The organism is Fretibacterium sp., from assembly GCF_057312375.1.
In genome coordinates, this window is record NZ_DBHLDX010000006.1 from 33,387 (window position 1) to 58,104 (window position 24,718).

15 protein-coding genes are annotated in these 24,718 nt (G+C 66.5%); 8 read left to right on the forward strand and 7 right to left on the reverse strand.

The window, feature by feature from the left end; translation table 11 throughout:
• Window positions 1–31 precede the first annotated feature (31 nt).
• A complete protein-coding gene (locus ACO41U_RS02110) occupies window positions 32–1,540 on the reverse strand; it encodes a sugar ABC transporter ATP-binding protein (RefSeq protein WP_485941292.1) in 1,509 nt (502 codons plus the stop codon).
• Between the two features lie 89 nt (window positions 1,541–1,629).
• Window positions 1,630–2,574, reverse strand: a complete 945-nt coding sequence (locus ACO41U_RS02115; protein ID WP_485941293.1) for an ABC transporter substrate-binding protein — start codon at window positions 2,572–2,574, stop codon at window positions 1,630–1,632.
• A gap of 569 nt (window positions 2,575–3,143) precedes the next feature.
• On the opposite strand from ACO41U_RS02115, the gene ACO41U_RS02120 reads away from it, so the two are divergent.
• Genes ACO41U_RS02120 through ACO41U_RS02130 form a run of 3 tightly spaced genes read left to right on the forward strand, consistent with a single transcriptional unit; the run spans window position 3,144 to window position 7,970 of the window.
• On the forward strand, window positions 3,144–4,934 hold the full coding sequence (locus tag ACO41U_RS02120) for a GGDEF domain-containing protein (protein ID WP_485941294.1): 1,791 nt from the start codon (window positions 3,144–3,146) through the stop codon (window positions 4,932–4,934).
• Window positions 4,935–4,983: 49 nt separating this feature from the next.
• On the forward strand, window positions 4,984–5,616 hold the full coding sequence (locus ACO41U_RS02125; RefSeq protein WP_485941295.1) for a CvpA family protein: 633 nt from the start codon (window positions 4,984–4,986) through the stop codon (window positions 5,614–5,616).
• Entirely contained in the window at window positions 5,616–7,970 is a 2,355-nt protein-coding gene (locus ACO41U_RS02130) for an endonuclease MutS2 (protein ID WP_485941296.1), read from the forward strand. The genes ACO41U_RS02125 and ACO41U_RS02130 overlap by 1 nt, the downstream gene beginning before the upstream one ends.
• Window positions 7,971–8,043: 73 nt before the next feature.
• Here ACO41U_RS02130 and ACO41U_RS02135 read toward each other — a convergent pair whose 3' ends face one another.
• From ACO41U_RS02135 to ACO41U_RS02150, 4 genes are read right to left on the reverse strand one after another with little or no spacing between them, the layout of a single operon-like run.
• The gene (locus ACO41U_RS02135) at window positions 8,044–8,982 is read right to left on the reverse strand and encodes an alpha/beta fold hydrolase (RefSeq protein WP_298780808.1); all 939 of its coding nucleotides are present in this window, start codon (window positions 8,980–8,982) and stop codon (window positions 8,044–8,046) included.
• Between the two features lie 56 nt (window positions 8,983–9,038).
• Window positions 9,039–10,400 carry a methylenetetrahydrofolate--tRNA-(uracil(54)-C(5))-methyltransferase (FADH(2)-oxidizing) TrmFO gene (gene trmFO / locus ACO41U_RS02140; protein WP_485941297.1) on the reverse strand — a complete coding sequence of 454 codons (1,362 nt, stop codon included), beginning with the start codon at window positions 10,398–10,400 and terminating at the stop codon, window positions 9,039–9,041.
• 17 nt (window positions 10,401–10,417) lie between these two features.
• A complete protein-coding gene (gene topA / locus ACO41U_RS02145) occupies window positions 10,418–12,799 on the reverse strand; it encodes a type I DNA topoisomerase (protein ID WP_298780801.1) in 2,382 nt (793 codons plus the stop codon).
• Window positions 12,799–13,128, reverse strand: coding sequence for a hypothetical protein (locus ACO41U_RS02150; RefSeq protein ID WP_208873550.1), 330 nt, complete (start codon window positions 13,126–13,128; stop codon window positions 12,799–12,801). Before ACO41U_RS02150 ends, topA begins: the two co-directional genes overlap by 1 nt.
• 545 nt (window positions 13,129–13,673) lie before the next feature.
• On the opposite strand from ACO41U_RS02150, the gene ACO41U_RS02155 reads away from it, so the two are divergent.
• Together ACO41U_RS02155 and ACO41U_RS02160 are read left to right on the forward strand one after the other, a co-directional pair.
• The gene (locus ACO41U_RS02155) at window positions 13,674–17,231 is read left to right on the forward strand and encodes a hypothetical protein (protein ID WP_485941298.1); all 3,558 of its coding nucleotides are present in this window, start codon (window positions 13,674–13,676) and stop codon (window positions 17,229–17,231) included.
• Window positions 17,232–17,337: 106 nt separating this feature from the next.
• The gene (locus ACO41U_RS02160) at window positions 17,338–18,189 is read left to right on the forward strand and encodes a hypothetical protein (RefSeq protein ID WP_485941299.1); all 852 of its coding nucleotides are present in this window, start codon (window positions 17,338–17,340) and stop codon (window positions 18,187–18,189) included.
• A 218-nt stretch (window positions 18,190–18,407) separates the two neighbouring features.
• Here ACO41U_RS02160 and ACO41U_RS02165 read toward each other — a convergent pair whose 3' ends face one another.
• Window positions 18,408–19,370 carry an RpnC/YadD family protein gene (locus ACO41U_RS02165; protein WP_485941300.1) on the reverse strand — a complete coding sequence of 321 codons (963 nt, stop codon included), beginning with the start codon at window positions 19,368–19,370 and terminating at the stop codon, window positions 18,408–18,410.
• A gap of 253 nt (window positions 19,371–19,623) precedes the next feature.
• Between ACO41U_RS02165 and ACO41U_RS02170 the strand changes: the two genes are divergently transcribed.
• The 3 genes from ACO41U_RS02170 to ACO41U_RS02180 all read left to right on the forward strand — a co-directional run.
• A complete protein-coding gene (locus ACO41U_RS02170) occupies window positions 19,624–20,691 on the forward strand; it encodes an RpnC/YadD family protein (protein WP_485941301.1) in 1,068 nt (355 codons plus the stop codon).
• Between the two features lie 666 nt (window positions 20,692–21,357).
• Window positions 21,358–24,279 carry a Synerg-CTERM sorting domain-containing protein gene (locus ACO41U_RS02175; RefSeq protein ID WP_485941302.1) on the forward strand — a complete coding sequence of 974 codons (2,922 nt, stop codon included), beginning with the start codon at window positions 21,358–21,360 and terminating at the stop codon, window positions 24,277–24,279.
• Window positions 24,280–24,497: 218 nt separating this feature from the next.
• Window positions 24,498–24,718 (forward strand): hypothetical protein (locus ACO41U_RS02180; RefSeq protein WP_485941303.1); only part of this gene is annotated, 221 nt, incomplete at its 3' end.

A 24,718-nucleotide genomic window follows, 5' to 3' on the forward strand; every position in this document is an offset into this window, starting at 1 on the left:
ATGGCCTGCCCGCAAGGCAAGAGGCGCTTCCTCAGGCGTTGGCGATGGCCTGCAGGATCCTCTCCCGGTTGACGTCGGCGCCCGACAGCTCCTCCACCTTGCGCCGGTCCCGAAGGACGGCGACGCGCCCGCAGCAGCGGACCGTTTCGTCCAGCTCCGAGGAGATGAAGAGCACGGCCAGGCCGTCGTCCGCCAAGGACAGGATCAGCTTCTGGATCTCGAACTTCGCCGCGACGTCAATGCCGCGGGTCGGCTCGTCGAGGATCAGAAACCGCAGGTTGGAGGCCAGCCAGCGGGCGATGACGACCTTCTGCTGGTTCCCTCCGGAGAGCTTCTCGACCGCCTGCTCGGCGCCGGGGGTCTTGATCTGCAGCGCCCGGATGAATCGGTCCGCGATCCGCTCCTGTTCGGCGCGCCTCAAGAGCCTGGCCCAGCCGCGGCTTGTCTGCAGCACCAGGATGATGTTCTCCCGGACCGAGAGCTTGCCGACGAGCCCGTCCGCCTTCCGGTCCTCCGGGCAGAAGCCGAACCCCAGGGCGATCGCTTCGCTGGGGGAGGCGATCCTCTCCCGCCGTCCCTCCACGAGGAACTCCCCGCGGTCCGCCGGGTCGGCCCCGAAGATCATCCGCGCCGCCTCGCTCCTGCCCGACCCCAGGAGGCCGGCGAGGCCGACGACCTCCCCCCGGCCGATGGAGAGGTCCAGCGGCTCGATCGCCCCGCTGCGGCCCGCTCCCCGAACGTCGAGGAAGGGAGTGGACCCGCCCCGACCCTTTTCGGTCCGGCGCGCCCCGGTCCCCTCCTCCACCTGCCGCCCCACCATGGCCGTGACCAGGTCGATGCGGGGCAGGTCGGCGACTTCGTACTCCCCGACCCGACACCCGTTGCGCAGCACCGTGACGCGGTCGGCGACCTCGTACATCTGCTCCAGGAAGTGGGTGACGAAGAGGATGCCCAGCCCCTTTTGCTTCAGGTCCCGCATCACGTCGAAGAGGAGGGCCGTCTCCTCCGCGTCGAGGCTCGACGTCGGTTCGTCGAGGATCAGGACGTCCGAGGACATCCGGAGGGCGCGCGCGATGGCCACGAGCTGCCAGACCGCTATGGAGTAGCTCTCCAGTCGTTCGCTCACGTCGATCCGAAGGTTCAGCCGGGCCAGGAGCTCCTCCGACTCCCGAAACATCCTGGCCCAGTCGATCCGGTGGAGCCCCCGCCTGGGGAACGCGCCGAGAAAGAGGTTCTCGGCCACGGAGAGCGTGGGGATCAGGTTGACCTCCTGATGCACCGTCGCGATGCCGGCCCTCTGCGCGTCGAGGGGCGTCCCGAAGGAAACCTCACGCCCCTTGAAGCGCAGGGACCCCTCATCGCGACGACAGACGCCGGAGAGGACCTTGATCAGGGTCGATTTTCCAGCCCCGTTCTGCCCCATGAGGGCGTGGACCTCCCCCCGCCGGAGCGTGAAGTCGACGTGGTCGAGGGCCTTCACTCCGGGGAAGGAGAGAGAAACGTTCGATGCCTCCAGCAGGACGGTTCCTTCCGATACCACTCAAGATCACCTGCCCCAAAAAATATCCCTCTCCGACACGTCCTCGAAAGGGGGTCGGGAGGCTCCACCATTAAAGCCCAGTACTTGACCTAGTACTTGCGAAGCCCGATCAGCTCCGCGGCCTGGGACATCTCGAACAGCTCGTCCTTCTGGACGATCCACTTCTCCAGCGTCTCGCCGGCGATGGCCTTCTTCAGGGTCTCGAAGGCCAGGGGGCCAAGCAGCGGGTTGCACTCCACGACCGCGTTGATGTCCCCATCAACCATCGCCTGGAAGGCGTGTTTGGTCGCGTCGATCGTGATGACCTTGATGTCCGTTCCGGGCTTGAATCCAGCCTCGCGGATCGCCTGAACGGCACCCAGCCCCATGTCGTCGTTGTGGGCGTAGACCACCTGAATGTCCTTCCCGTACTTCTTCAGAAACGCCTCCATGACCTGCTTTCCGAGCTCCATCGTGAAGTCGCCGGTCTGGGACTCCAGGATCTTGATGTCGGGGTGCTGGGCGAGCTCCTCCTCGAACCCCTTCTGCCGCTCCAGGGCGGCGGAGGCGCCGGGGGTCCCCTGAAGCTGGACCACGTTGCCCTTTCCGTTCAATTCTTTGGCGACCCACTTGGCGGCCTCCCGTCCCTCGAAGACGAAGTCCGACGTGATCTTGCAGACGTAAAGGGAGTCGTCGTCCGTGACGATGCCGCGGTCCAAGAGGATCACGGGGATGCCGGCCTTCTTCGCCTCGTTCAGGACGGGCTCCCAGCCGGTCTCGACGACGGGAGCCAGGAGGATTCCGTCCACGCCCTGAGCGATGAAGGAACGGATGGCCTTGATCTGGTTTTCCTGCTTCTGCTGAGCGTCGCTGAACTTGAGATCGATCCCCAGCTCTTTGGCTGCGGAGAGCACGGAGTCGGTCTCCGCCGTGCGCCAGCCGCTCTCCGCCCCGATCTGGGCGAAGCCCACGACCAGGGGCTTATCCTCGCCAAAGGCACAGCTTCCACAGAGCAGAGCACAAAGACACGCCAACGCCGCCGCAAATTTCTTCACTACAAAACGCCTCCTTAAAGATAAACGATTAAACTTGACCGAACTTCATTAAAACTGACGGCATTATTCTAGCATTTTCGTGAGGGGTTTGCACGGGGTTTTGGCCGCGCTTTCAGGAAAACGCCGGCGTTCGTCCCCCCGCCCCGCCGTCGGACGAAGGGGCTGCAGGCGAAGGGTGGGTGGAATCGTTCGGAGATATGAGTCGAAGGGCTCATAGGCATCGTGCGGTAAGCTCACTGGTTAGGTGCCTCAAGCTCCTGAATTGGCAAGAATAAAGGATATTGTTTTATGGGTTGAACGGCCTTATTTTGTGCCCATCGGATGAAAAAGAAACGGCGTAAATTAAGCATTTATAGTGGTTTAGAATTCTTTTTCGCGGGGAATGGCCCATCGACCGGCCCTTTAAATTTCTGTGGGGGGGAAGTATCATTGTTACTTATGGTTCATCTGTGGCGGAGGCCTCTGCACGGCTGTCCTGCACGATCTGCCCGTTTGAGCTTCTTTTGATGTGTTTGGGATGCGAATAGCGGCCTGGTGGGCCGAGAGGGCACGGAAAGGACAGGGATAAATTGAAGAGGCTGCGATGGTGGTTGGGTTTCCTTCTAGTAGTCGTCTTCCTTTTGGCCGTGATGTGCATGGCGTACCGGGCGGGCGAGAACTGGGGGCAGTATCGCCTTGCGGCGATCGAGGAGCTTCCCGCGTCCGCCGGGCTGCCGGCCCTTGACGGGGAAACGGCGGAGGAAAGGGCGCGCCGGGTCGAGGCCCTGAGGTCGGAGGCTTTCGTCCCCATGAGGAACGGCGTGATGCAGATGGCGTCGTTCAATGGAGAGCGTTGGTTTCGGATTCCCGTCGCGCAGTTCGTCCATGACAGTGGGTGTCCATTTTTGCGTCGCAGCCAGGTGGCCCTGCTGTCCACCACCCAGGTCACGCGGGTGGAGTGTTTCGTGCCGGACCCCGTGAACTCCGACCGCCTTATGCTCTGGGCCTCCTGGAGCGGCAGGCCCCTCGAGGGGAACGGCGCGATCCGTAACCCGCACCCGGTCTTCCTCATGCCCTGTTTCTTTGACGCGCGGCCGGGCCGCCACGTCTACCTGCGAATCCTGAACACCCTGCCGCTGAGCGCCTACCTGCACATCCTGGACCAGGACCAGTTCATTGCGCGACAGATGGAGGCCTTCTCGTTCCACACCCTCTTTATCTGCTCCCTTCTGGGCTTCATCCTGGCCTACCTCCTGTTCTACCTCTCCACGGGCAGCCCGTTCTACCGCAGCGCCATCGTTGGGCAGGTCGCGTTCTTCTTCTTCATTTTGTTCTTCAACCGCTATCCCAGCCTCTACTTCGACCTGCCGATGCGCCTGATCTACTTCCTCACCTGGCTTTTCTACGGCGTCCTGAACGTCGTCTGGTCCACACTCAACCACGCGGTGTTCTACTCCCTTGGAGGGGAGCGCACCCGGGGAGGCAGCCCCATGACGTGGGCGCAGGTCCTGCTGGGCCTCTCCGTGACGCTGCTGAGCCAGACGAACCGTCCGGGCCTGCTCGTGACGGCGATCCTTCTGGCCTTCTTGGTCAACGTCGCGGGCTTCCTGAACCTGGCGTTCCACCTGTACCGCATGGGACGGCGGGACTTCTACCTGCTGACCTTCTTCGCCGTCAACCTCGCCTTTGCCCTGTCCTTCGTGGGGCTCTTCTGTTATACCTTCCTGTCCCTCGGCGGGGCCTTCTTCATGGGCATGGTCAGCATGGGCCTCTTCCTGATCCTGCTGTTGGGCGTCACCTGCATCCCGCTCTATGAGACGCGGACGCGCTTCCACGACTACACCCGGCTTCAGGCCCAGAGCAGCTATTACCGGGAGCTCAGCCAGCGGGACGCCATGACGGGCCTGTACAACCACGCATTTCTGAAGTACTCGCTGGCCGAGCGCATCGCGAGCGTCCGCTCCAGAAACCGTCCCCTGTCCTTCATCATGATGGACATCGACCACTTCAAGGTTTTCAACGACACCTGGGGCCATCAGGAGGGGGACGGCGCGCTGATCCTGATAGCGGAGATTCTGAAGGGTTCCCTCCGGGAGTGCGACATCGCCGCGCGCTACGGCGGGGAAGAGTTCTGCGCCGTCCTGGACGGCGCGCCCATGATGACCGCCGTTGCCATCGCCGAGCGCATCCGCAGCTCCTGCGAGGTCCGTTCCCGCAGCCTCGGGGAGGGGAAGCAGGTGACGATCTCCCTGGGGGTGTCCGAGCTGACCCGGGAGGACACGCCGGAAACCCTGGTGGAGCGTGCGGACAACGCGCTCTACTCCGCCAAGAAGAACGGACGCAATCGGGTGGAGTACGCCGGCGCGCCGGGTGAGGCGTGACGGCCGCCCCAATTGGGCGTATATCAACAACTTAAGGAGAGAAATTTCCATGAGTATTGCTTTGATCGTTGACGTGTTGGCTGCGTGCCTCCTGGCCTTCTTTTTGGTGCGAGGGGCGCTGCGTGGCTTCTTTGGTGAGGTCCTGAGCCTTGTGGGTTCCGTCGTCAGCGCGGTGGCCGCCTGGACCCTGGCGGGGCCTGCCGCGGAGTTCGTGCTGAGGCACTTCCCCTCCTGGGACCTTCGGCTGACGGGGCTGGGCTGCGCCGTCGCCATCTTCTTTGCGATGTCCATCCTCTTCGCCGCCCTGGCGGAGCTCTTCTCCATGCTGATCGCGGCGGCCAACCTGTCGCTGCCGGACCACGTGCTGGGGCTCGCCATGGGCGCGGTCAAGACCTTCTGCGTCCTGATCTTCGTCTACGGCCTGCTGACGATGTTCTCCGCCGTCGTCCCCACCGACTGGATGGCGGAGAGCCGCGCCATGCGCGCGGCGGCCATAGCCTGGCCGCCTGCGGTGCGCTTCCTCGAGGGGCAGGGACTGCTGGACCTGGAGAAGCTGCGGTCCGGGGCCCTATCCGTCGGAACCGCCGCCCTGGCTCTCCCCGCATCAGCCTCACAGGACGAGGGGGTGGTCCGGTCGGAGGACGTGCTGGCCGTGCCCGCCTCGCCGGACGTGAGCCACTGATGCACGCGGAGCCCTCCGTCCTGGAGCTCCTGGAGTTCCGCAAGGCCCTGTCGCCCCTGCGGGAACGCCTGGGGGGAGAGCTGGGAGCCCTGGCCCTCGATCGGCTGGCCCCTGCGGAGGACTTCGCCCGCCTCAGCCGTCGCGCGGACCTGTTGAGGGAGTGGCAGGACCTGCTGGACGCCCAGGGGGCCCCTCAGTGGAGCGCGGACCTGCCCGCCGTCACCCCCCTCTTCGAGGGGGCCCGGCGCAGCGGCATCCTGTCGGGGGGCGAGCTCCTGATGGTGCGCGCCCTGATGGGCGCGGCGAAGCGCGTGCGGGACGGCCTGGCGGACGTCCCGCGTCCCGCCCTCGAGGCGCTGCGCCGGAGGTTGAGGGACTTTGCCCCGGAGATCGAGGCCCTCTCCGTGGTGGAGGACACGGGGCGCCTGGCGGACCGGGCCAGCCCGAAGCTGGCTCAGATTCGGGAGGCGCTTGAATCTCTGAAGCGGTCCGGGCGGCGCACGGCGGAGCGGCTGCTGAACGACCCCAACGTCCTGAACATGCTCCAGGAGCGGACGTTGGCCTGGCGGGATGGGCGCTTCCTGCTCCTGGTGCGGCAGGAGTACGTCAACCGCTTCCCCGGCCTTGCCGTGGAGCGTTCCAGCTCCGGAAATTCCGTCTACATGGAGCCCCGGATGCTCTCCTCCATCAACAACGGCCTCTTGATGCGGACCCACGACGAGCGCGACGAGGAGCAGCTGATCCTGCTGGACCTGACGCGGAAGGTCCTGGCCCGCGCGGGAGCCCTGGACGCGGCGGAGCGCGTGCTGGGGGAGCTCGACCTGATGACGGCCTGCGACGGGCTGGTGCGTGGGCGGGGCTGGATCGTCCCGGCGCTGAGCCGGAAGCGCGGCCTTCACCTGGTGGGGGCGCGGCATCCCATGCTGAAGGACGCGGCCGTTCCCGTGGACGTGTCCTGCGGGGAGGACGAGGGGTTCTCCACCCTGGTGGTGACCGGGCCCAACACGGGGGGCAAGACGGTGGTCCTCAAGACCGTGGGAGTGCTCCTGCTGATGGCCTGGTGCGGCCTGCCGGTGCCCGCCCGGGACGGCACCCGGATCGGCAGCTTCGACGCCCTCTTCGCCGACATCGGCGACGAGCAGAGCATCGAGCAGAACCTCTCCACCTTCAGCGCGCATCTGAGGAAGATCGTGGGCATCCTGCGGGACGCCACGCGCCAGTCCGTGGTGCTGCTGGACGAGCTGGGGGCGGGGACGGACCCCCAGGAGGGGGCGGCCCTGGGGACGGCCATCCTGGAGACCCTGCGGGGCCGCGGCTGCACGACCCTGGCCACCACGCACCACAACCCCATCAAGCAGTATGCCCTGACGACGCCCGGAGTGGAGACGGCCAGCATGGAGTTCGACGCGGAGCGCCTGGCCCCAACCTACCGGCTCCTCATGGGCGTCCCCGGAAAGAGCAATGCCCTGGCCATCGCCCGGCGCTACGGGATGCCGGAGGAGGTCCTGAAGCTGGCTCAGGGGGAGCTGGCCACCCACGAGGTTTCGGCGGAGGAGCTGATGGGGGAGCTGGTGGAGCGGCGAGCGGCGCTGGACCAGGCGGAGCGGAGCTTCCAGGCGACCGTTCAGGAGACGGAGCGCCTGCGGCAGGCCTATCAGGACCGGGTGCGGGAGATCGACGGCCAGCGGGACAGCATCATGGAGGCGGCGGACCGTCGGGCGGAGCAGCTGCTCAGCCGGGCGGAGGCGGCGTCGAAGGGCATGATCCGCGACCTGGAGGAGACGGTGAAGATGAGTGCGAGTCAGGGGCTGGAGGGCCGCCGGCAGGAGATTCGGAGGATACGGAGCGGCATCGATCGGCGCCGCAGCAGGCGCGTGGAGCGGGAGATCGCGAGCCGCCCCGCCACCTTTGTCGTGGAGCCGGGCGTCACGGTGCAGGTGGCCGGCAGCGGCATCGTGGGCGTGGTGGAGTCCGTGAAGAACGGCCGCGCGGCGCTGATGGCGGGCCCCATGCGCGTGGAGGTCCCCCTGGAGCAGCTGGCCCCGACGGAGAAAAAGGCCAAGGTCGCCGTGCCGCCTCCCAACGCCGAGGCCATGTCCAGGGCGGAAACGGTCCCCAGCTCCATCATGGTGCGGGGCATGGACGTGGGGACGGCCATGCCCTTGGTGGAGAGCTACCTGGACCGCGCCTACCGCGCCAACCACACGAGCGTCACGGTCATCCACGGGCGGGGCGAGGGCATCCTGCGCCGGGAGGTCCACGCGCTCTGCGCCCGGCTGAAGTACGTCAAGGACTTTCGCCTCGGGGGCGAGGGGGAGGGCGGCTTCGGCGTGACCGTCGTGTCGTTCCGCTAGGGGCCGGGCACAAAAAAGGGCGCGGCAGTCCGACCTCGACTGCCGCGCCCTTCGCCGTCCCCTCCGTCCGAGGTCAGTCCTGCTCTTTGAGGAAGTCCAGCACCTTCTCCCGGAAGGTTTGGTACCAAGGCTTTTCCATCATCATGGCGTGGGCGGCGCCCTCAACGATCTCCAGCTTTGAACCCTTGTTCGGCAGGGTTTCAAAGGCCTCCCGGCAGAGCTCCGGGGAAACGTAGGGGTCCACTGATCCGGCAATGATCAGCGTCGGCGCCTTGATCTGTGCGGTGGGGATCAGGCGCACGTCGTCCGACACCAAGAGGTCCCGGCGCCCGCCGTTGGGGCTCGAGTCCCCGTCGTAGCGCCAGCAGTTGGACAGAAACGTGTCCGCCACGGCGCGCTCCACGATGTCGTAGTCGATGCTCTGGTCCTGGCGCGTCTGAAAATCGCCCGCCGCGTGGGCCCAGGTGTTGTGGTTGAAGGGCTTCGTCACCTCGACGGCCCCCAGGCCGGCCACGATGGGGGCGTAGAGCACGAGCCTGCGCACCAGGTCCGGGTACTTTGCGGCAAAGCGCCCGCTGGTGACGGTGCCCCAGCTCCAGCCCAGCACGTCCAGCTTTGCGCTTCCGCTTTCCTTCAGGATGACGCCCGCCGCGGCCGCGATGTCCTCCGCCGCGTAGTCCGAGTTTGGCAGGAAGCCGTCCTCAACGGCCTGGGACGAGCCGTAGCCCGCGATGTCCAGGCGCCACACCGCGTAGCCTTTCTCCGCGAAGAAGCGGGCGAGGCTGTAGTCCTGATAGTCCACGTCGAACTCGTGGGAGGAGTAGGTCAGTCCATGGACCAGGAGCAGCGGCTTCCGGGGGACGCTCGCGTCCCCGCTTTCGAGGGACTCCAGGAAGAGCTTGACGCCCTCTCGCTCCAGGGGCACGACCCTGCGCACGAACTCAGCCGATGCGGGGCACGCGGCCAGCGTCGCGGCCAGCAGGGCGGCCAGAATAACGCAAATCCTTTTCATAACACGACCTCCTTAAGCTGAAGATGGCACTATTTTATTGATTCGCCGTGCTGACGTCAAGGCGCGGGGACGCCCTGAGCCCGCCAGAAGCCCTCGGCGGCGGCCAGGGCGCGGTCGCGGTAGGCCGCCGCGCGGAGCTTTTTGTCCCGTATCCGGCTCTCCAGCGGAGGGAGGATGCCCAGGTTGGCGTTCATGGGCTGAAAGCGCTCTGGGTCCGCGGTTCGAAGGTAGCGCATCAGGGACCCGACGACCGTTTCGTCGGGCCAGACGGGCAGGGGGCGGCCCGTCGCCAGACAGGCGGCGTGGAGGCCGGCCGCGAGCCCCATGGCCGTGCTCTCCATGTACCCTTCAACCCCCGTGATCTGTCCCGCCAGGAACAGGTCCCCTCGCCCCGTGGGCGCGGGGCGCAGCCACGGGTCCAGCACGGCGGGCGCACAGACGGAGGTGTTGCGGTGCATCACCCCCAGGCGCACGAACTCGGCGCGCTCGAGGCCGGGGATCATGGAGAACACGCGCCGCTGCTCTCCCCACTTCAGCCCGGTCTGAAAGCCCACGAGGTTGAAGAGCGTCCCCGCGGCGTCGTCCTGCCGCAGCTGCACGACGGCCCAGGCGCGGCCGCCGTGTCCCGGCCGGGGGTCCTCCAGCCCCACCGGGCGGAGGGGGCCGAAGCGCAGGGTGTCCGTGCCCCGCTCCGCCAGGGCCTCGATGGGGATGCAGCCCTCGAAGTACATCCCCCGCTCGAAGTCGTGGGGCAGCGCGCGCTCCGCGTGGACCAGCGCGTCGTGAAAGGCCAGGTACTCCTCCCGCGTCATGGGGCAGTTGATGTAGTCCCCGCTCCCGCCCCACCGTCCCGCGACGTAGGCCCTCTCCATGTCGATGGAGTCGCGGGTGACGATGGGGGCCGCCGCGTCGAAGAAGGCCACGTACCCGCGGCCCAGTGCCGCGGCCAGGGCGTCCGCCAGGGGGGCGGAGGTGAGGGGGCCCGTGGCGAGGATCGCCGGGCCCTCCGGCAGGGACGTGACCTCCTGGCGGATCAGTTGGACCTCCGGGCGGGCGGTGATCCGTTCCGTGACCAGGGCCGAGAAGCGTTCCCGGTCCACGGCCAGCGCGCCGCCCGCGGGCACGCGGCAGGCCTCGGCGCACTCCAGGATCAGGGAGCCGCCCAGGGCCAGCTCGTCCTTCAGGATGCCCCCCGCGGAGGGGCGCTCGCGTCCCCGGTCCGCCCCGAAGGAGTTGCTGCACACCACCTCCGCCAGCCGGTCCGTGCTGTGGGCCGGCGTCGTGGCCAGGGGCCGCATCTCGAACAGGTGCACGGGCAGGCCGCGCCGGGCCAGTTGCCACGCCGCCTCGCATCCCGCAAGCCCGCCGCCGACGACGGTGAACGGCATGTCCATGAGCCCTCCGACCTTTTCGTCCATCTCTTGGCTTCGTCCCGTCACTCGTCGGAGGGCGCGTCGTCCGCGGCCTTGTAGCCGCACTGGGTGCAGAAGCGGGTCCGTCCGCGCCGGTAGAGGTCCGCCCCGCACTCCGGGCACCGGTCGCCCGTCGGTTGGTTCCAGGAGGTGTAGTCGCAGTCGGGGTATCGGGAGCAGCCGTAGAAGGTCCTGCCGGTCCGGCTGCGCCGCTTCACCACCGTGCCGCCCTGCTCCGAGCCGCACTTGGGGCACGGCACGCCGATGGTCTTCAGGATGGCGCGGGTGTAGCGGCACTCCGGGTAGCCGGTGCAGGCGATGAACTCCCCGAAGCGCCCGCGCTTCTTCACCAGAGGCTTCCCGCACTCGGGGCAGTCCTCACCGATGGGCTCCGGCTCCGGAAGGGGCACGCGCTCCGCGCTCTGGGCCTCCTCCACCGTTCGCGAGAACTCGGTCCAGAACTCCCGCACCACGTCCAGCCAGCGGCGGCGGGTTTCCTCCACCTCGTCCAGCTCCCGCTCCATCTGGGCGGTGAAGCCCGCGTCCACGATGGAGGACAGGTCCTTGCGGTCGAAGTAGCGCATCAGGAACTCGTCCACCGTCATCCCCAGGGCGGTGGGGCAGAAGCGCTTCTCCTCGTTCTTCTCCACGTAGCCGCGCACGTCGAGCGTGCCGGAGATCGTGGCGTAGGTGGAGGGGCGCCCCACCCCGTTTTCCTCCAGCGTCTTGATTAGGCTGGCCTCCGAGTAGCGGGCCGGCGGGCGCGTGAAGCGCTGCTCCTTCGTCATGTCGGTGGGGGTCAGGACCGTCCCCGCCTCGACAGGCTCCAGCCGCTCCCCCTTCAGGTCCAGGGGCCACACCGCGCTCCATCCGTCGAAGACCAGGCTCTCGCCCTCCTGCTTCAGGCCGACGCGGCCGGCCTCCGCCCGCAGCGTGGCCTTCGCCGTGACGGCGGGCGCCATCTGGCACGCCGTGAACCGGCGCCAGATCATGTCGTAGAGGCGGAACTGCTCGGGCGACATCGCGTCCCGGACGGCCTCCGGCGTGAGGGTCACGTCCGTCGGGCGGATCGCCTCGTGCGCGTCCTGGCTGCGGCCCGGCGCCGCGTAGACGTTGGGGGCCTTCGGCAGCCGCTCGGCGCCGTAGGTCCGCTCGATGAAGTCCCGGCAGAGCCCCAAAGCCTCCTCGGAGAGCCTCAGGCTGTCCGTGCGCATGTAGGTGATGAGGCCCACGCTGCCGCGGCCGGGGACGTTCAGGCCCTCGTAGAGCTCCTGGGCCACGCGCATCGTGCGCCGCGGCACCATGCCGAGGCGCCGCGAGGCCTCCTGCTGCAGGGTGCTGGTGCGGAAGGGGGCCGGCGCCGCCCTGGGGCTCTCGCGCAGGCGGAACTCCGAAACGGTCAGGGGGTGGTTCCGCACCTCCTCCAGGATATCGTCCGCCGTGGCCTCGTCCTTGATCAGGAGCGGCAGCGTCCCCTTCATCAGGGACTTCCCGTCCAGCCGGTCCGCCCTCAGCTCGTAGAGGCGGTCCCCCGGCGCGGAGGCCCGCACCGTCACCACCCAGTAGGGGTCCGGGACGAACTTCTGGATCTCGCGCTCCCGCTGGCAGATCAGGTTCAGCGCCACGGACTGCACGCGCCCCGCGGAGAGGCCGTAGCGGATCTTCTTCCAGAGGAGGGGGCTCAGCGTGTACCCCACCAGCCGGTCGAGGACGCGGCGGGCCTGCTGGGCGTCCACCCGGTTCTGGTCGATGAAGTCCGGCGCCTGCACCGCGCTCCGCACGGCGTTGGCCGTGATCTCGTAGAAGCGCACGCGGCACCGGCTGGCCAGGTCCACCCCCAGCACCTCCGCCAGGTGCCAGGCGATGGCCTCCCCCTCGCGGTCCGGGTCCGAGGCCAGGAGGACGTTCGCGGCGCTCCGGGCCAGAGCCAGGAGCTCGTTCTTCAGGGCGGCCTTGCCCTTGACCAGGATGTACTCCGGCTTGAAGTCGTGCTCGATGTCGATGGCCATGCGGCTGCGGGGCAGGTCCCGGATGTGCCCCTTGCTGGACCGGACGAGGTAGTCCTTCCCCAGGAAGCCATTGATGGTCTGGGCCTTCTCCGGGGACTCCACGATGATCAGCGTCCGCCCCTCGGCGCTGAGGGGGCCGGTGCGCCTGCGGGACGCCCTGGCCGGCGCCTTTGCTGCGGCCGCGGGTGCCTTTTTCGTGGCGGCCTTCGTTCGCTTGGCCGCAGGCTTCGCGGCCGGCTCTTTCGTCGCGGGTGCCTTCTCTGCGACAGCCTTTGGCTTCCTGGCCGCGCGCTTTGCGGCCGGCGCCTTTGCTGCGGTCGTGGGTGCCTTTTCCGTGGCGGCCTCCGGCCCCTGGGCCGTACGCTTTTTGGCCGCCGCTTTCTTGGCGGGGCTCATCAGCACACCCAGCTCGGCTGGGACTGGGAGGGCGCCAGCAGGAGCGGGATACTGAAGGTGGGGTCCAGCGACACGGCGTCCACCAGGTTCTGAAGGGTGGAGGCGTCGGTGGCGGAGTTGCTGGCCATCCCCAGGACGAGGGCCTGTATGAGGGCCTTCTCCATCGTTTCCATGGGGACGGCCCAGGACTCCAGGAGCGACGAGGCCAGGGCCAGGGCCTCCGGCGCGATGTAGCGGCGCTCCACGTCGCTGAAGATGCGGCGGGCCCCCGCGCCGCCCTGGATTCTCCGCACGTCTGATGGGGCCTGGTTTTTCTGCGTCTTTTTCACGGGCACTTCTCCTTAAGGGTTCGGTCGTGTGCGCTCCGGGACCTTGGCTCTCCGGCGCGCACGGGGCTATTTATACCATACTTTGCGATTTTGTAGAAATCCTTTTGTGCTTTTCGCGAGAATGGAGGAATGGACGCTGAGGTCAAAATCGAAAAAAGTCAAGACTTGATTTTTTCCCCGGCGTCGCTTCTTCCACACCGTCCACTTATCCACATTGCGGGTCGGAACGGCGATGTCGTAACGCATCGCGGAAAAATATCCACCGGGTTGTCCACTTGTCCACAATTCCATCCACACGGACCAAAGGTTCATTTTTTGCCCCACTTTCGGCATTGGAGCCTCGAAGCCCACAGACCGCAGGTCGAAGGGCTCAGGCTTCCTGCGCGTTTTTTGAGGGGCCGTAAGATTGAGGAAAAGCCTCCAGGATTTTTCCCCCCGTTTCCTTTATAATCGCGTCCAGGGACGCGGGGGAGAGGTGGCCCCGGCGTCCGTTCGCTGTTTTGCGGTTGTGGGAATTGATGAGGAACGAAGCGAGGTCTTTCCATTTGACAAAGTTCTTGAAGGGCCTGTTGGCCCTGCTCCTTTTGGTTGCGGCAACGGCCGCGACGCTCTTCTGGCTGCCCACGGGCTCCTGGCTCGTGCTACCCCTGGCTCGATGGATCGGCGGCGCCATGACGCCGGCCCTGAGGCTGGAGGGGGTGGAGGGGTCCCTGTTCCAGGGTTATGAGGTGCAGGGCCTTGTCCTGGCGTCGGGGGACGCGACGTACCTGACGCTGGACCGGGCCGCCGTCAGCCTGGATTGGGGGCTGACCCTTCGGGGGACCCCCTGGGTCCGATCCCTTGAGGTTCAGGGACTAAGCGCCGACGTGGAGAGGATTCAAGAGCTGGCTGGACGTTTCGCAGGCGGTGCGGAGGGGGCCAGCCCCGCCGTGTACCCCCTGAGGGCCTCCCTGCGGGACCTGCACCTGATCCTTTCTCAGGGAACTCTCGACCTCTCCGAGCTGACGCTGACGGAGGAGGGGGACCTGGCCCTCTCCGCCCACCTCAGGCCGCGGGCGGAAACCCCGGCGGAGGACCTGCCGATCGCGCTGAAGGGGAGGCTGAGCTTTCAGCCCCTCGAGGTCCTCTCCTCCGACCTCCGCGTCGGCGGGGGGCGTGGGGCGCTTCAGGGCCGGATTCTGCCTGCGCTGGACCTCAGGGCGGACCTGTCGGCGCTGCCGCTGGCGCCCCTCATGGCCCTGGCTCCCGATGGAACCCCGCGGGCCTCCGGCCTCCTGCACGGACGGCTTCAGGTCCGTGCGGACTCCGGGGACGTGAGGGCCGAGGGGGTGCTCACCCTCCGGAAGGGCGCGGTGGCGGACGTTCCCCTCTCCCTGCGGGTGCCCTGGCGCTGGGCCGGTGGGGTCCTGTCGGTGGCGGGGGGCGAGCTCCGGACGGCGGCGTCCTCCATCCGGCTGGAGGCCTCGGCGGACCTGAGCCGCGGGATGGAAGCGCTGCGCGTCGCGGCCCGTGGCGAAGCGCAAAACCTCTCCCTGAGGGAGATCGGGCGCATTGCAGCCCCGGGCGCGGGGCTGGAAGGCGAGGGGGGGCTGGTGAGCTTCGACCTCTCCGGGGACCTGGAGAGGTGGGAGGGGCGCCTCGCGGCGCGCCTCCCGGAGGTCTCCGCAGGGGGGCAGCGCCTGGTGAAGGGGCTGACCCTGGACGCCCGCCTGGGGGCTGGGGAGGCCCCCAGGGTCTCCTGTGGCGGGGAGGTGTTCGGCGGCAAGCTCTTCGGGCGCGGCGAGGTGGCGGAGAAGGACGGAAAGCTCCTGCCCCGGCTGATCCTCTCCGTGGTGAACGCCGACCTGTCCAGCGCCGCCGCCGTGCTGCCGGCGCTGGCGGAGCACCGGCTTTCGGGCCGGGCCACCGTCACCCTCAGGGTGGCGGAGGACCTCTCCGTCTCCGGCCGGGTCGCGTCGGAGAAGCTCTCCGCGGCGGGCCTCAATCTGTCGGGCCTTCAGGCGGACCTCCGCTGGCGAAGGGGACGGGCGAGCCTGGACTCCCTGACGGCGCGGCTGGGCTCCGCCTCCCTCTCCGCGTCGGGCGCGGCGGACCTGGGGGATCGGACCCTGTCCTTCCAGGCCAGCCTCCGAGACTTGGACCCCCGAACCTTCCCCCAACTGGCGGGGCAGCTTCGAGGCCTCTGCGACCTGGAGGCGGAGGTCGAGGGGGGCTTTGAGGACCCCCGCGCGACGGTGCGCCTGAGGGGGCGGAACAACCGGGCGGCGAACGTCCCCCTGGGGAACCTGGACGTCTCGGCCACCTACGCGGCGGGCCGCCTCTCCCTGCCCGAGACGCGGGTGAGCCTGGCGGGGGGCGTCGTGTCCCTGCGGGGCGATGTGACCTTCGCGCCGGGCTCCCCGCGTCTGGACCTCTCGGCCTCCGTCCCGGCGCTGGACCTGGCCCGCCTGGTGAAGGACCTCGCGCCCTCCGTCCCGGTGGCGGGGACGGTGCGAGGCCACCTCAGCGTGAAGGGCGAGCTCTCGACGGCCTCCCTGCAGGCGAGCCTCCAGGCGGAGGGGGTGCGGGCCTGGGGGGTCGAGGTCCCGACGGTGACGCTCGCGGCGGGCGGAAACGCGGCCCAGGTCTCCATTCGAAAGCTGGAAGCCAGGGTGGGGTCGGCCCTGATTTCGGGCAGCGGCCGGGTCACGGCGGGGAAGAAGCGTCTGGCGGACAGCGTCCTGGACGTTTCGATGAGCGTCAAGGGGCTGGCGCTGCGGCCGCTGGCCGAGCGCTTCCTGGAGGCTGCCCCCCTGGGCGGCTCCCTGGACGGCTCTCTGGCCCTGAAGGGGACCCTGGCGCGGCCCGCCCTGACGCTGCGGGTGGACTCCCCCGTCTCCGTCAACCAGGTGGTGATCGACGCTGCGTCCCTCACCCTCACGTCCCCATCGGCCGGCCGGTACGCCCTGACGGCCAGCGGGCGGAAGGGGAGTTTTAAGCTCTCCATGGAAGGCGTCCTGAAGCGGGCGGGCAAGGCGTGGGCCTGGACGGTGCGGACGGCGCCGATGGACCTGGGGGTCCTGGCGGCGGAGGTGGCCCCTCAGGCCGTGGGCATGGTCTCCGGCGCGGCGACGGTGAGCGTCAGGGGCACGGCGCCGGGGGACGGGCCCATCGAGGTGACGGTCGCCTCGAAGAAGCTCACCGCCGTGGGCAGTGTGGACGTCGCGAACGTCTCCCTCCCGATGACGGTCCTGACGGGGAGGGGGAAGGTCCTCATGAAGGAGGGCAGCGCCGACCTGGCGGGGGGTGTCGTCCGACTGAGCGTCGAGGCGGACCTGAAGGGCTCCCGATGGAAGGGCCGGCTGACCGCGCGGGACGTGGACCTGGGTCGTCTCACCGCGCCGTTCCTGACGGAGGGAGAGCTGGTGGGCAGCGCGGACCTGGAGGCGGACCTGAAGGGGAACTTCGGCTTCCTGGCCACGAGCTTTGCCGCGGGGCGCTTCATCACCTCCAGCGGCTGTCTGCGGGGGATGGAGCTCATCGACGCGATCTCCCCCACGAAGCGCATCAGCTTTGAGCACGTCCGGGGGACCTTCTTCTGGGACGGGTCGGACCTCTTCCTGAACCCGGGGTCCCAGGCCACGGCGGGGCCGGAGGAGCCGCTCTACCGTTATTTCTCCGTCAACGGCTCCCTGGGCATCCCCGGCAAGGGGCTGAAGCTGGTCTGCAAAGGGCGCTTCGACCTCAAGCTGCTGGACCAGATCCTTGGGGCCCTGAAGGGCGTGTTTCAGTACATGACGGGCGGGCTGTCCGGGGGCCTGGTGCGCGACACGCTGGGCCGCGCCATCGGGCTGCGGGGCCGGGACTTCCAGGACGTATCCTTCACCCTGTCCAACAGTTGGCAGGAGCTGCGCCTGTTGAACCTGAAGATCGACAAGCCCCTGCAGGACTACCTTCCGCTGGACTCCCTCAACGGAAACCAGCAGAAGCAGAGGGATGACACCCAGTTCCGTCTGAACCTGAAGTTCCCCACCGGCCCCGGCGGCGGGAGCCCGGAGGATCGGTCCACGAAGGACCAGATCACGGAGCAACTGCTGGACAACCTGCTGCACATCGGCAACTGAGCGCGTTGAAACGCTCCGCCGAGGGGTGGTGCAACGGCAATGGGGAGCGTAAGAGCATCATAAAATATCGAGCATCAATATATATTGAAAGGAGCATGTTGATTTGATGAGGAAATTTGTGTGCGGACCGTTGAGGGCTTTCGGAGGGGTGGGGCTGCTTTTGGCGGCCCTGGCGGCGTTTTGCCTTTTCCCCTGTGCTGCGGAGGCGGGGGTGACGAGTTCCGGGGACGTCGGGCTGATCGAGTTCCGGTCCTACCCCGACGAACCCGTCGCGGGCGAGAACATGACGCTGACGGTCCGCTTTCGCTACGGCCTCCGTCCCCAGGACGGGACGCTGGTCGTCTCCGTGACGGATGCTGAGGGCAGGACCCTCCGCTCCTGGTCCCTCCGGGAGAGCGACGGCGAGCAGCGGACGTACGAGGGCGCCTCCGAGTGGCGCGTCTCCGTGACCTTCAAGGCGGAGTCCGGGATGCGCCGCGCCTTCCTCCGTTGGAACGCTCCGGGTGGGGACGCGGAGACGAAGCGGTACGAGGAGAGCATTTCGCTGATCCGGGAGGAAAGCGTTGAGAATGGTCTCGCCTCCTACCGGGTGACCTCCGACCCCGCCTACCCGGGCGACTACATGACCACGACGGCGCGCTTCAACCGCCAGCCGGACACGGGCTCCGTCTACATGGTCCTGAGACAGCGGAACGGGAGCCTGAGCGGAAGGTTCGAATACGACGACGCGCGCCGCAGCGAGGGCTTCTACCAGTACCGGTTCAGGTTCCGCATCGGGGAGGGGGAGTGGCGCTCCACGCTCCACTGGAAGATAAACGGGCGGCAGTACAGCCGGGACCTGTCCTTCAGTCTGGACTCGGACCGGAAGAACGAGGGCCTGAACGGGTGCAGCGCCGGCCTGTCGGGCCTGATGGGGTTGGCCGTCGTGGCGGGCCTCCTCCTTCTCAGGAGGCGCTAGCCGGACGGGGGCGGAGGGGGCCGGTCGGTCGGCTGTGCCGAAAGAGGACAATTTATTGTCGTCTTTCGGCGTTGGCGGGAGATGTCAGACAAATGTTTTCAGTGAAACCTACTGCGTAAGTTTGTCTCCCCACCCCCCTTCGGGGAGCTAAAGCACAGGCGCTCCCCACGCGGGGAGCGCCTGTGCAATCATCGCATCTTTGGGCTTCGCCGGCAACCTCACGGTTCCCCGCTCCGCAGCGCCTCAACCTCGCCGAGGGACAGCCCGGTGAAGTCAACGACCTGCTCCAGTGGGACGCCCCGCACCAGCATCCGCCGTGCCGTGGAGGCGATACCCTCGTTCAGGCCTTTGGCCAGCCCTCTGGCCTCGCCCAGAGCGATGCCCTCCCTCAGGATCGTCTTCGCCTCGTACTCCAACACCCTGCCTCCCATGATGGACTTCACTCCTTCCCTCACCTTTTTGTGTCGACGGGCTACGTGCTCCAACACCTTACCAGACATCTCCTCGAGCGTCCGCTTCACGTACTCCGTCAACTTCCCGCTCTCCGCCAGCCCCTCAAGCCGATCCCGTATCCCTGCGTACTCCGACAGAAAGTCCCGCAGCAACCCTTCGTCCCTCTCGTACCTCCCAAGTCGCCTCTCATGCGCAAAAATGTGGAAGGGGATGAGAAACAGCAGTCCCTTGGAGAATATCTCCTCCGGCGTGTACCGCTGGGCCTTCATCGCCGGGATATCGTAGGCCGCAGACCTTCCGCCGGGCAGCTCGATGCGGACCGTCAGCACGTCCGGCGTGGTCGCGCGGCACCGAAGGTACAGGATCGCTGACGCAGGAAAACGAACCGTCAACACGCCACCCTCGACCTCGCCCGCATCCAGCGCGATCTGCGCGTCGTACTCGAACATCCGCACCAGCATCGTGTCGTCCGACGTGCTCTGGCACTCGATGTGGTACTTCTTCAGCGACTTGCCCCGTATCCCGAAACACGAGTCCGTGATGCGCTCACGTTCCTTGCCGTCCTGACCGTTGATAAAGTGCTGGTTCGGGTAGAGCTCCACCGCCTCGTCCCCGGAGTACGACTCGTGAAATATCTCATTCACCAATGGGATAATGAGGCTCGAACAATCGTTCAGAAGCGTTCGGAACACGTCGTCGTAGGGCGTGTTGACCAGCATCCGCACCATCCCCCCATCCCTTCAGCTCCTGGCCTCATTATAACAAACAAGCCCTCTCGCTCAAAACCGTCCGAAACAGGGGAATACTCGGCGCTTGCCCTGCCTCGCCTGAAAGGGGAGGTGGCCCGAAGGGTGGGAGGGGTCGTTTTTCGGCCCGCCTTCTGTCGGGGAAGTGGGCATATTGAACGGTTTTTGGCGGAAGGTTGCGGCCTTTCCGCCCTTTTTGTACGGTGCGCCGTTGGGTTATAATGCAGGCGGAGAAGTGCAGTCGAGGGTGTGGAGGCGAGAGAGGACGATGGGGACGGAGGAGCTGGAGGGGCGTCCGGCTGGGGAGCCTGGCAGCGGGACGATCTTTGACGACGTGTTTCGGACGATGCTCCAGAAGCTGCCGCGTCTTGTGCCAGCGGTGCTGAACGAGGTGTTTGGGACGGACTATGGTCCGGACGAACGCATGGAGCAGTTCCGCAACGAGCAGATCGGGCCTGGCGGGAGGACGGTGACGGACTCCGTGCTGCAGGTTCGGGACAGGACGTACCACGTGGAGTGCCAGAGCACGCCGGACGGGACGATGGCGGTGCGGATGATCGAGTACGACTTTCGCATCGCGCTGGATGGGGCGCTGAGGGCCGGAGGGAGCTGCGAGATGAGCTTTCCGCACTCCTGCGTGTTGTACCTGCGCCACGGGCGGACCACTCCTGAGGAGCTCAAGGTGAAGGTGAACCTGCCGGACGGGGGCGTGTTCTGGTACAGGACGCCTGTAGTCAAGGTTCAGGAGTACACGCGGGAGAAGATTTTCGAGAAGCGGCTGCTGTTTTTTCTGCCGTACTACGTCATGCGCTACGAGAAGCAGTTCTGTCGGATCGAGGAGGACGAGGGGAGGCTTGCGGAGCTTCGTCAGGAGTTTGAGGCGATCCTGAGGGGGCTGGTGCAGGACGAGGACGAGGAACTTTCGCGAGCGGACCTGATGGAGCTGATCATGAGGGTAGTGGACCACATGCTGGGGACTGAGAGTAGGATACGAAGGGAGGTTCACGAGGTTATGGGCGGACAGGTTCTTGAGCTGTACTCGGAAAGACTGATGCGCGAGGGGCAGGAACTGGGCCGTACTGAGGGCCGTGAGCTGGGCCGCGCGGAGGGCCGCGCGGAGGGCCGCGCGGAGGAACGGGCGAAGATGGAGAGCATCCTGGTGCACGTGAAGGATGAGGGCCGTGAGCTGGGCCGCGCGGAGGTTGTGGCCCAACTCTGCGCGTCGGGACTCCTGACGCCGGAGCAGATCGCCGGGGCGGTGGGGATGACGCCGGAGGAGGTCCGGGCCCTGCAGAAGCGGTAGCGGAGGGGTTCGGCCAGACGACACGACTTACGGACGCCGACAGGCGGTCGGCGTCGTGTCGGTCGGCTGTGCCGAAAGAGGACAATTTATTGTCGTCTTTCGGCGTTAGCGGGAGATGTTAGACAAATAGGGGCTTCATCAGGTGGCCGAACGAAGTGAGGTGGAGGGGGTTATCTTCCGCTCCTCCGGCCGTTTCCCCGCGCCTCCCGGAACAAACTTGCGGTTTTCTGCAAAAAAGGGTCCCTAGGTCTTGCATTTACCGCGGCGTTGCGTGTATAATTCTATACCAAAGGCGCGGCTTCTCTATCGGCGTCGCTTTGTCTTCTGCCGAACTTCAAAAACGTCCCCGGCGGCCGCGCCCGTGCGACGAACCAAACGCCGTGGGGGCGGAGTCTCTGCCAGAAAGGAGTGTTTGTCGGCGCTGGCGTTCTTTGGCTTTGCGGGCTGGAAACGGCCCTCTGCGCTTACGCCGTGCTGCCTGTAAGGAAGGCGGCGCGCGCGGTGCGGCTCTAGGGCCGCGGCATGTTATCGCAACTAGGGAAGGATAACAGGCAAGATCAGGATTTAAATTTGTCCGTTTGAAAAACGGACGCGCGCTTTGTGGCTTGAATCCTCGGGGCGCTGCACCTGCCCTTGGGATTCGGATTTTGAGAGGAGGAATTTCGGTTGAGTAAGAAACTGAAACTGTTTGGCCTGCTGACGCTGACCTTGGCGCTGACGGCCGGGGTGGCCTGGGCGGTGGCTATGACCAACGTCATAACCGTGACGACCGAGGACCCCAATGACTACGAGACGGCGGTCGCTACCGCAAACACCCTTGTGGGTTCCGGCAAGGCGGGCAAGACGACGGGAACTATTGACTTCACGCTTGACCACCTTTACCTGAAGGGCGCGGCGAAGGATGATGTCCTCGACGTAGCGCCTAAGGATGGTAAGACGCTCAAAGGTAATGATGACGCCCAGATCGTCGTCAACGCCGAGGGCGAGGAGGGCAAGGTCGTCCTGAGGGGCGCCAACAAGGACAACCCCTTGGCGGCTACCCGCAACGTCTTCGCCGGCGGTACCGTCCTGATGGGCGGCACGCTGGGCCTGACCAACAGCAACGCCATCGGCCAGGGCTGGGTGGGCGTGATGGGCCGCGGGGAAAAGAGTGCTCCCGTCCTTATGGGCGAGGGCGTGGACTCCCTGATCTTCGGCCACACCGACCCGGACGGGACCGTGGTTGTAGCCGGCCGTCAGCCTCTTTACCTCCTGTGGGCCGATCAGGCCACGGCGGGCCCCAAGGAGAATGAGCTCCGTTACGTCGTGGTGGACTCCACGCCGAGCAGCATGGCGGGTGCGCTGCAGGGCCTCGAGTTCCGGGACGGCCTCGCCCAGCTGGACATGGTGAAGCCCACCCTTCAGGCTGCTAAAGACGTTCCGGTCAAGCCTGCGACGGAAACCGATAGGCACTACCTTCGTCTGGTCAAGACCGGCAACGGCATGATGAAGATCTATGGCAGCGCCAAGGACACCAGCTTGGCGACGGATGCGACGCACGTGGCAGGCAATGCCAGCGTAGCGGGTAAGCATTTCGCTTTGGACGGCGCCTTCCACCGCGGCGGCACCACGGTGGTGGACGGCACCCTGCAGGTGATTGCCGGCGCAGGCGCCGTGAACAACGACCACTTCCGTGGCTCGCTGGGCAGAACGTGGGTCCCCTATCAGGGGTCTTCGGCTGCTTATGCCCCTGCCGACGGCAACGCCAACTTCGTGAAGGTGGCCAACCACGTGGACATCTACAACCCGCTGCGCGTGGAGGGCAAGGGTAAGGTCATCGTGGACCGCAGCCAGTTCTTCGACGACTTCAACATCGTGACGGGCGGTGTCTTCGAGGCCGACGACTACCTGATCGCCGGGAAGAAGTTCTATCCCCAGATCGCCATCTTCCTGCACCAGAAGAACAGCGTGGCCGACGGCCTGCTGAAGGGTAACTTCGACCTGATCCTTGAAGCTAAGGGTGCTGGAACGCTTCGTCCCGATGACGACAAGAAGGACGATGGCCTTATCGACCCGCAGCAGGCGGTGCTCTACATCAACGGCGAGAACGAGATCGGCGGCAACGGCGCCGGCGAGAAGGGCGACACGCTGGTGAGCACGGGCGTCCTCCAGATCGCGAAGGCGAAGTCCATCGGCGCCGGCGAGGTCACCATCGGTGCTGAGGGGGCTGAGGCTTGGGACCGCGGCTATACGACCCAAGAAGTCGGCGTGTTTGCAGCCGCTGCGAGCTTCGACCTGCCGAACGTGACGCGCGGCCAGAAGCTGGGCGCTGCGGGCGCGGTGAACGGCGCGACCCTGACCTTCAAGGACCTCTCCCTGCTGAACCGCGGCATCGCCAAGACGGCCAACTTCCGCATCAACCCGCGCGCCGTCAAGCTGGGCTACGGCTACCAGGGAAGCGACAAGAGCGGCGAGCAGTTCACGACGGATGCGACGCCTACGGGCAACGCCTTCCATGACTCTTGGACCGGCACGGTTGCCTTCGGCGGCAGCGGCAGCTGGGACGTGGCGGGAACGATGAGCAACCCGACGCGTGTTGATATCGAGCGCGGCGCGCTGCGCCTCGACAGCTATCCCATGAGCACGAGCCTCATCCCCGCGAATGCGGAGCCCTTCATGCACGTCTTCGTGTGGCCCGAGGCCGTCCTCTCCCTGGCCGACGGCGTCCGCGACTTCAACCTGGACAAGGCGCACCGCATGAACCTGTGGGTCACCGACGACAGCCGCATCAACCTCGTGCTGAACGACAGCGACATCGCGTCGAGCCGCGCGGACGCCATGGGCAAGGCCCCGGTGTTCCAGGCTCACGAGATCGACTACACCGGCCTCGGCGCGGGCCAGAAGGACCGCGACCGTCGTCTGGTCATCCAGCTGGATACCTCCAAGCTCAGCAACCCGAAGAGCATCCCCGCCGGCTGGGTGAAGGCGGTCTTCTCCACCAACGCTCCTCAGTGGAACCGCCTGCACTTCCTGCGTGAGAACAGCAACGTGAACTACGAGGACTACGCGAAGGTCCGCATTGTGTGGTCCAACACCTCTGACCTGCCCGAGAACACGAAGGCGGTTGCGCACCTCGACGAGAACAGCAACACGATCCTCATCGAGTTCGGCGCCAACGTCACCGACCCGGTGAACCCGAGCAATCCCACGCCTCCTGCGGAGGATAAGCTGACAGCCACCCTGACGCCTTCTGCGACGTCCGTGGCTCCTGGCGCCGACGTCACCGTGACCCTGGGCGAGTGGACCTACAAGAACGCCTCGGCCGACGTGGTTTCAGAGGACGTGACGGTCACGGGCGGCACGATCAAGACGCCGCTTGCCGGCAAGAAGGTCGTTCTGACGGCCGGTGCCGAGGGCACCATGACGGTTACCGCTACCTCCGTCCTGAAGAGTGACGCGACGGTCAAGGGTTCCGCGACGACCAGCATCACCGTGACCAAGGGCGGCGGCTCCGACAAGAAGTCCAGCTCCGGCGGCGGCTGCGACGCGGGCTTCGGCGCTCTGGCGCTGGTGGCTGGTGCGGCGTTCCTCCTTCGCAGGAAGAACTAGTCCGGTCGTTTAACAGCTCCATCGGTTAGGCGCCGGCAGATACAGGCAGAAGACGAACGAAAGCGGAAGGGCTCCGGCCCTTCCGCTTTTTATGTTTGGACAGGTGCCTGGCCTTTCCCCGTATTGGTCCCCTGAAAGGGGAGGCATTTGAGGTGCTGGATGGTCCCTCTGAACGCAACCGTCCAATTGTATAATAAGGCTGTGAGGGGGTGGGGACTATGGAGGATGCAGAGCGGGAGCGCGACGGTGAGCTGATCGGCCCGGCGTTGGGGCCCGTGACGGAAGGGCAAATCGAGGCGGAGCTGGAGCAGGGAAGGATATACCGCCTCAACGATCGTTTCTTTAAATTTTTGTTTGGTCGCGAGGAGCGCAAGCCCTTGTTTCTGGACCTTGTGAACGCCTTTGTGTTTCCGGATGGAAGCGCGGGCTTCACCGATTT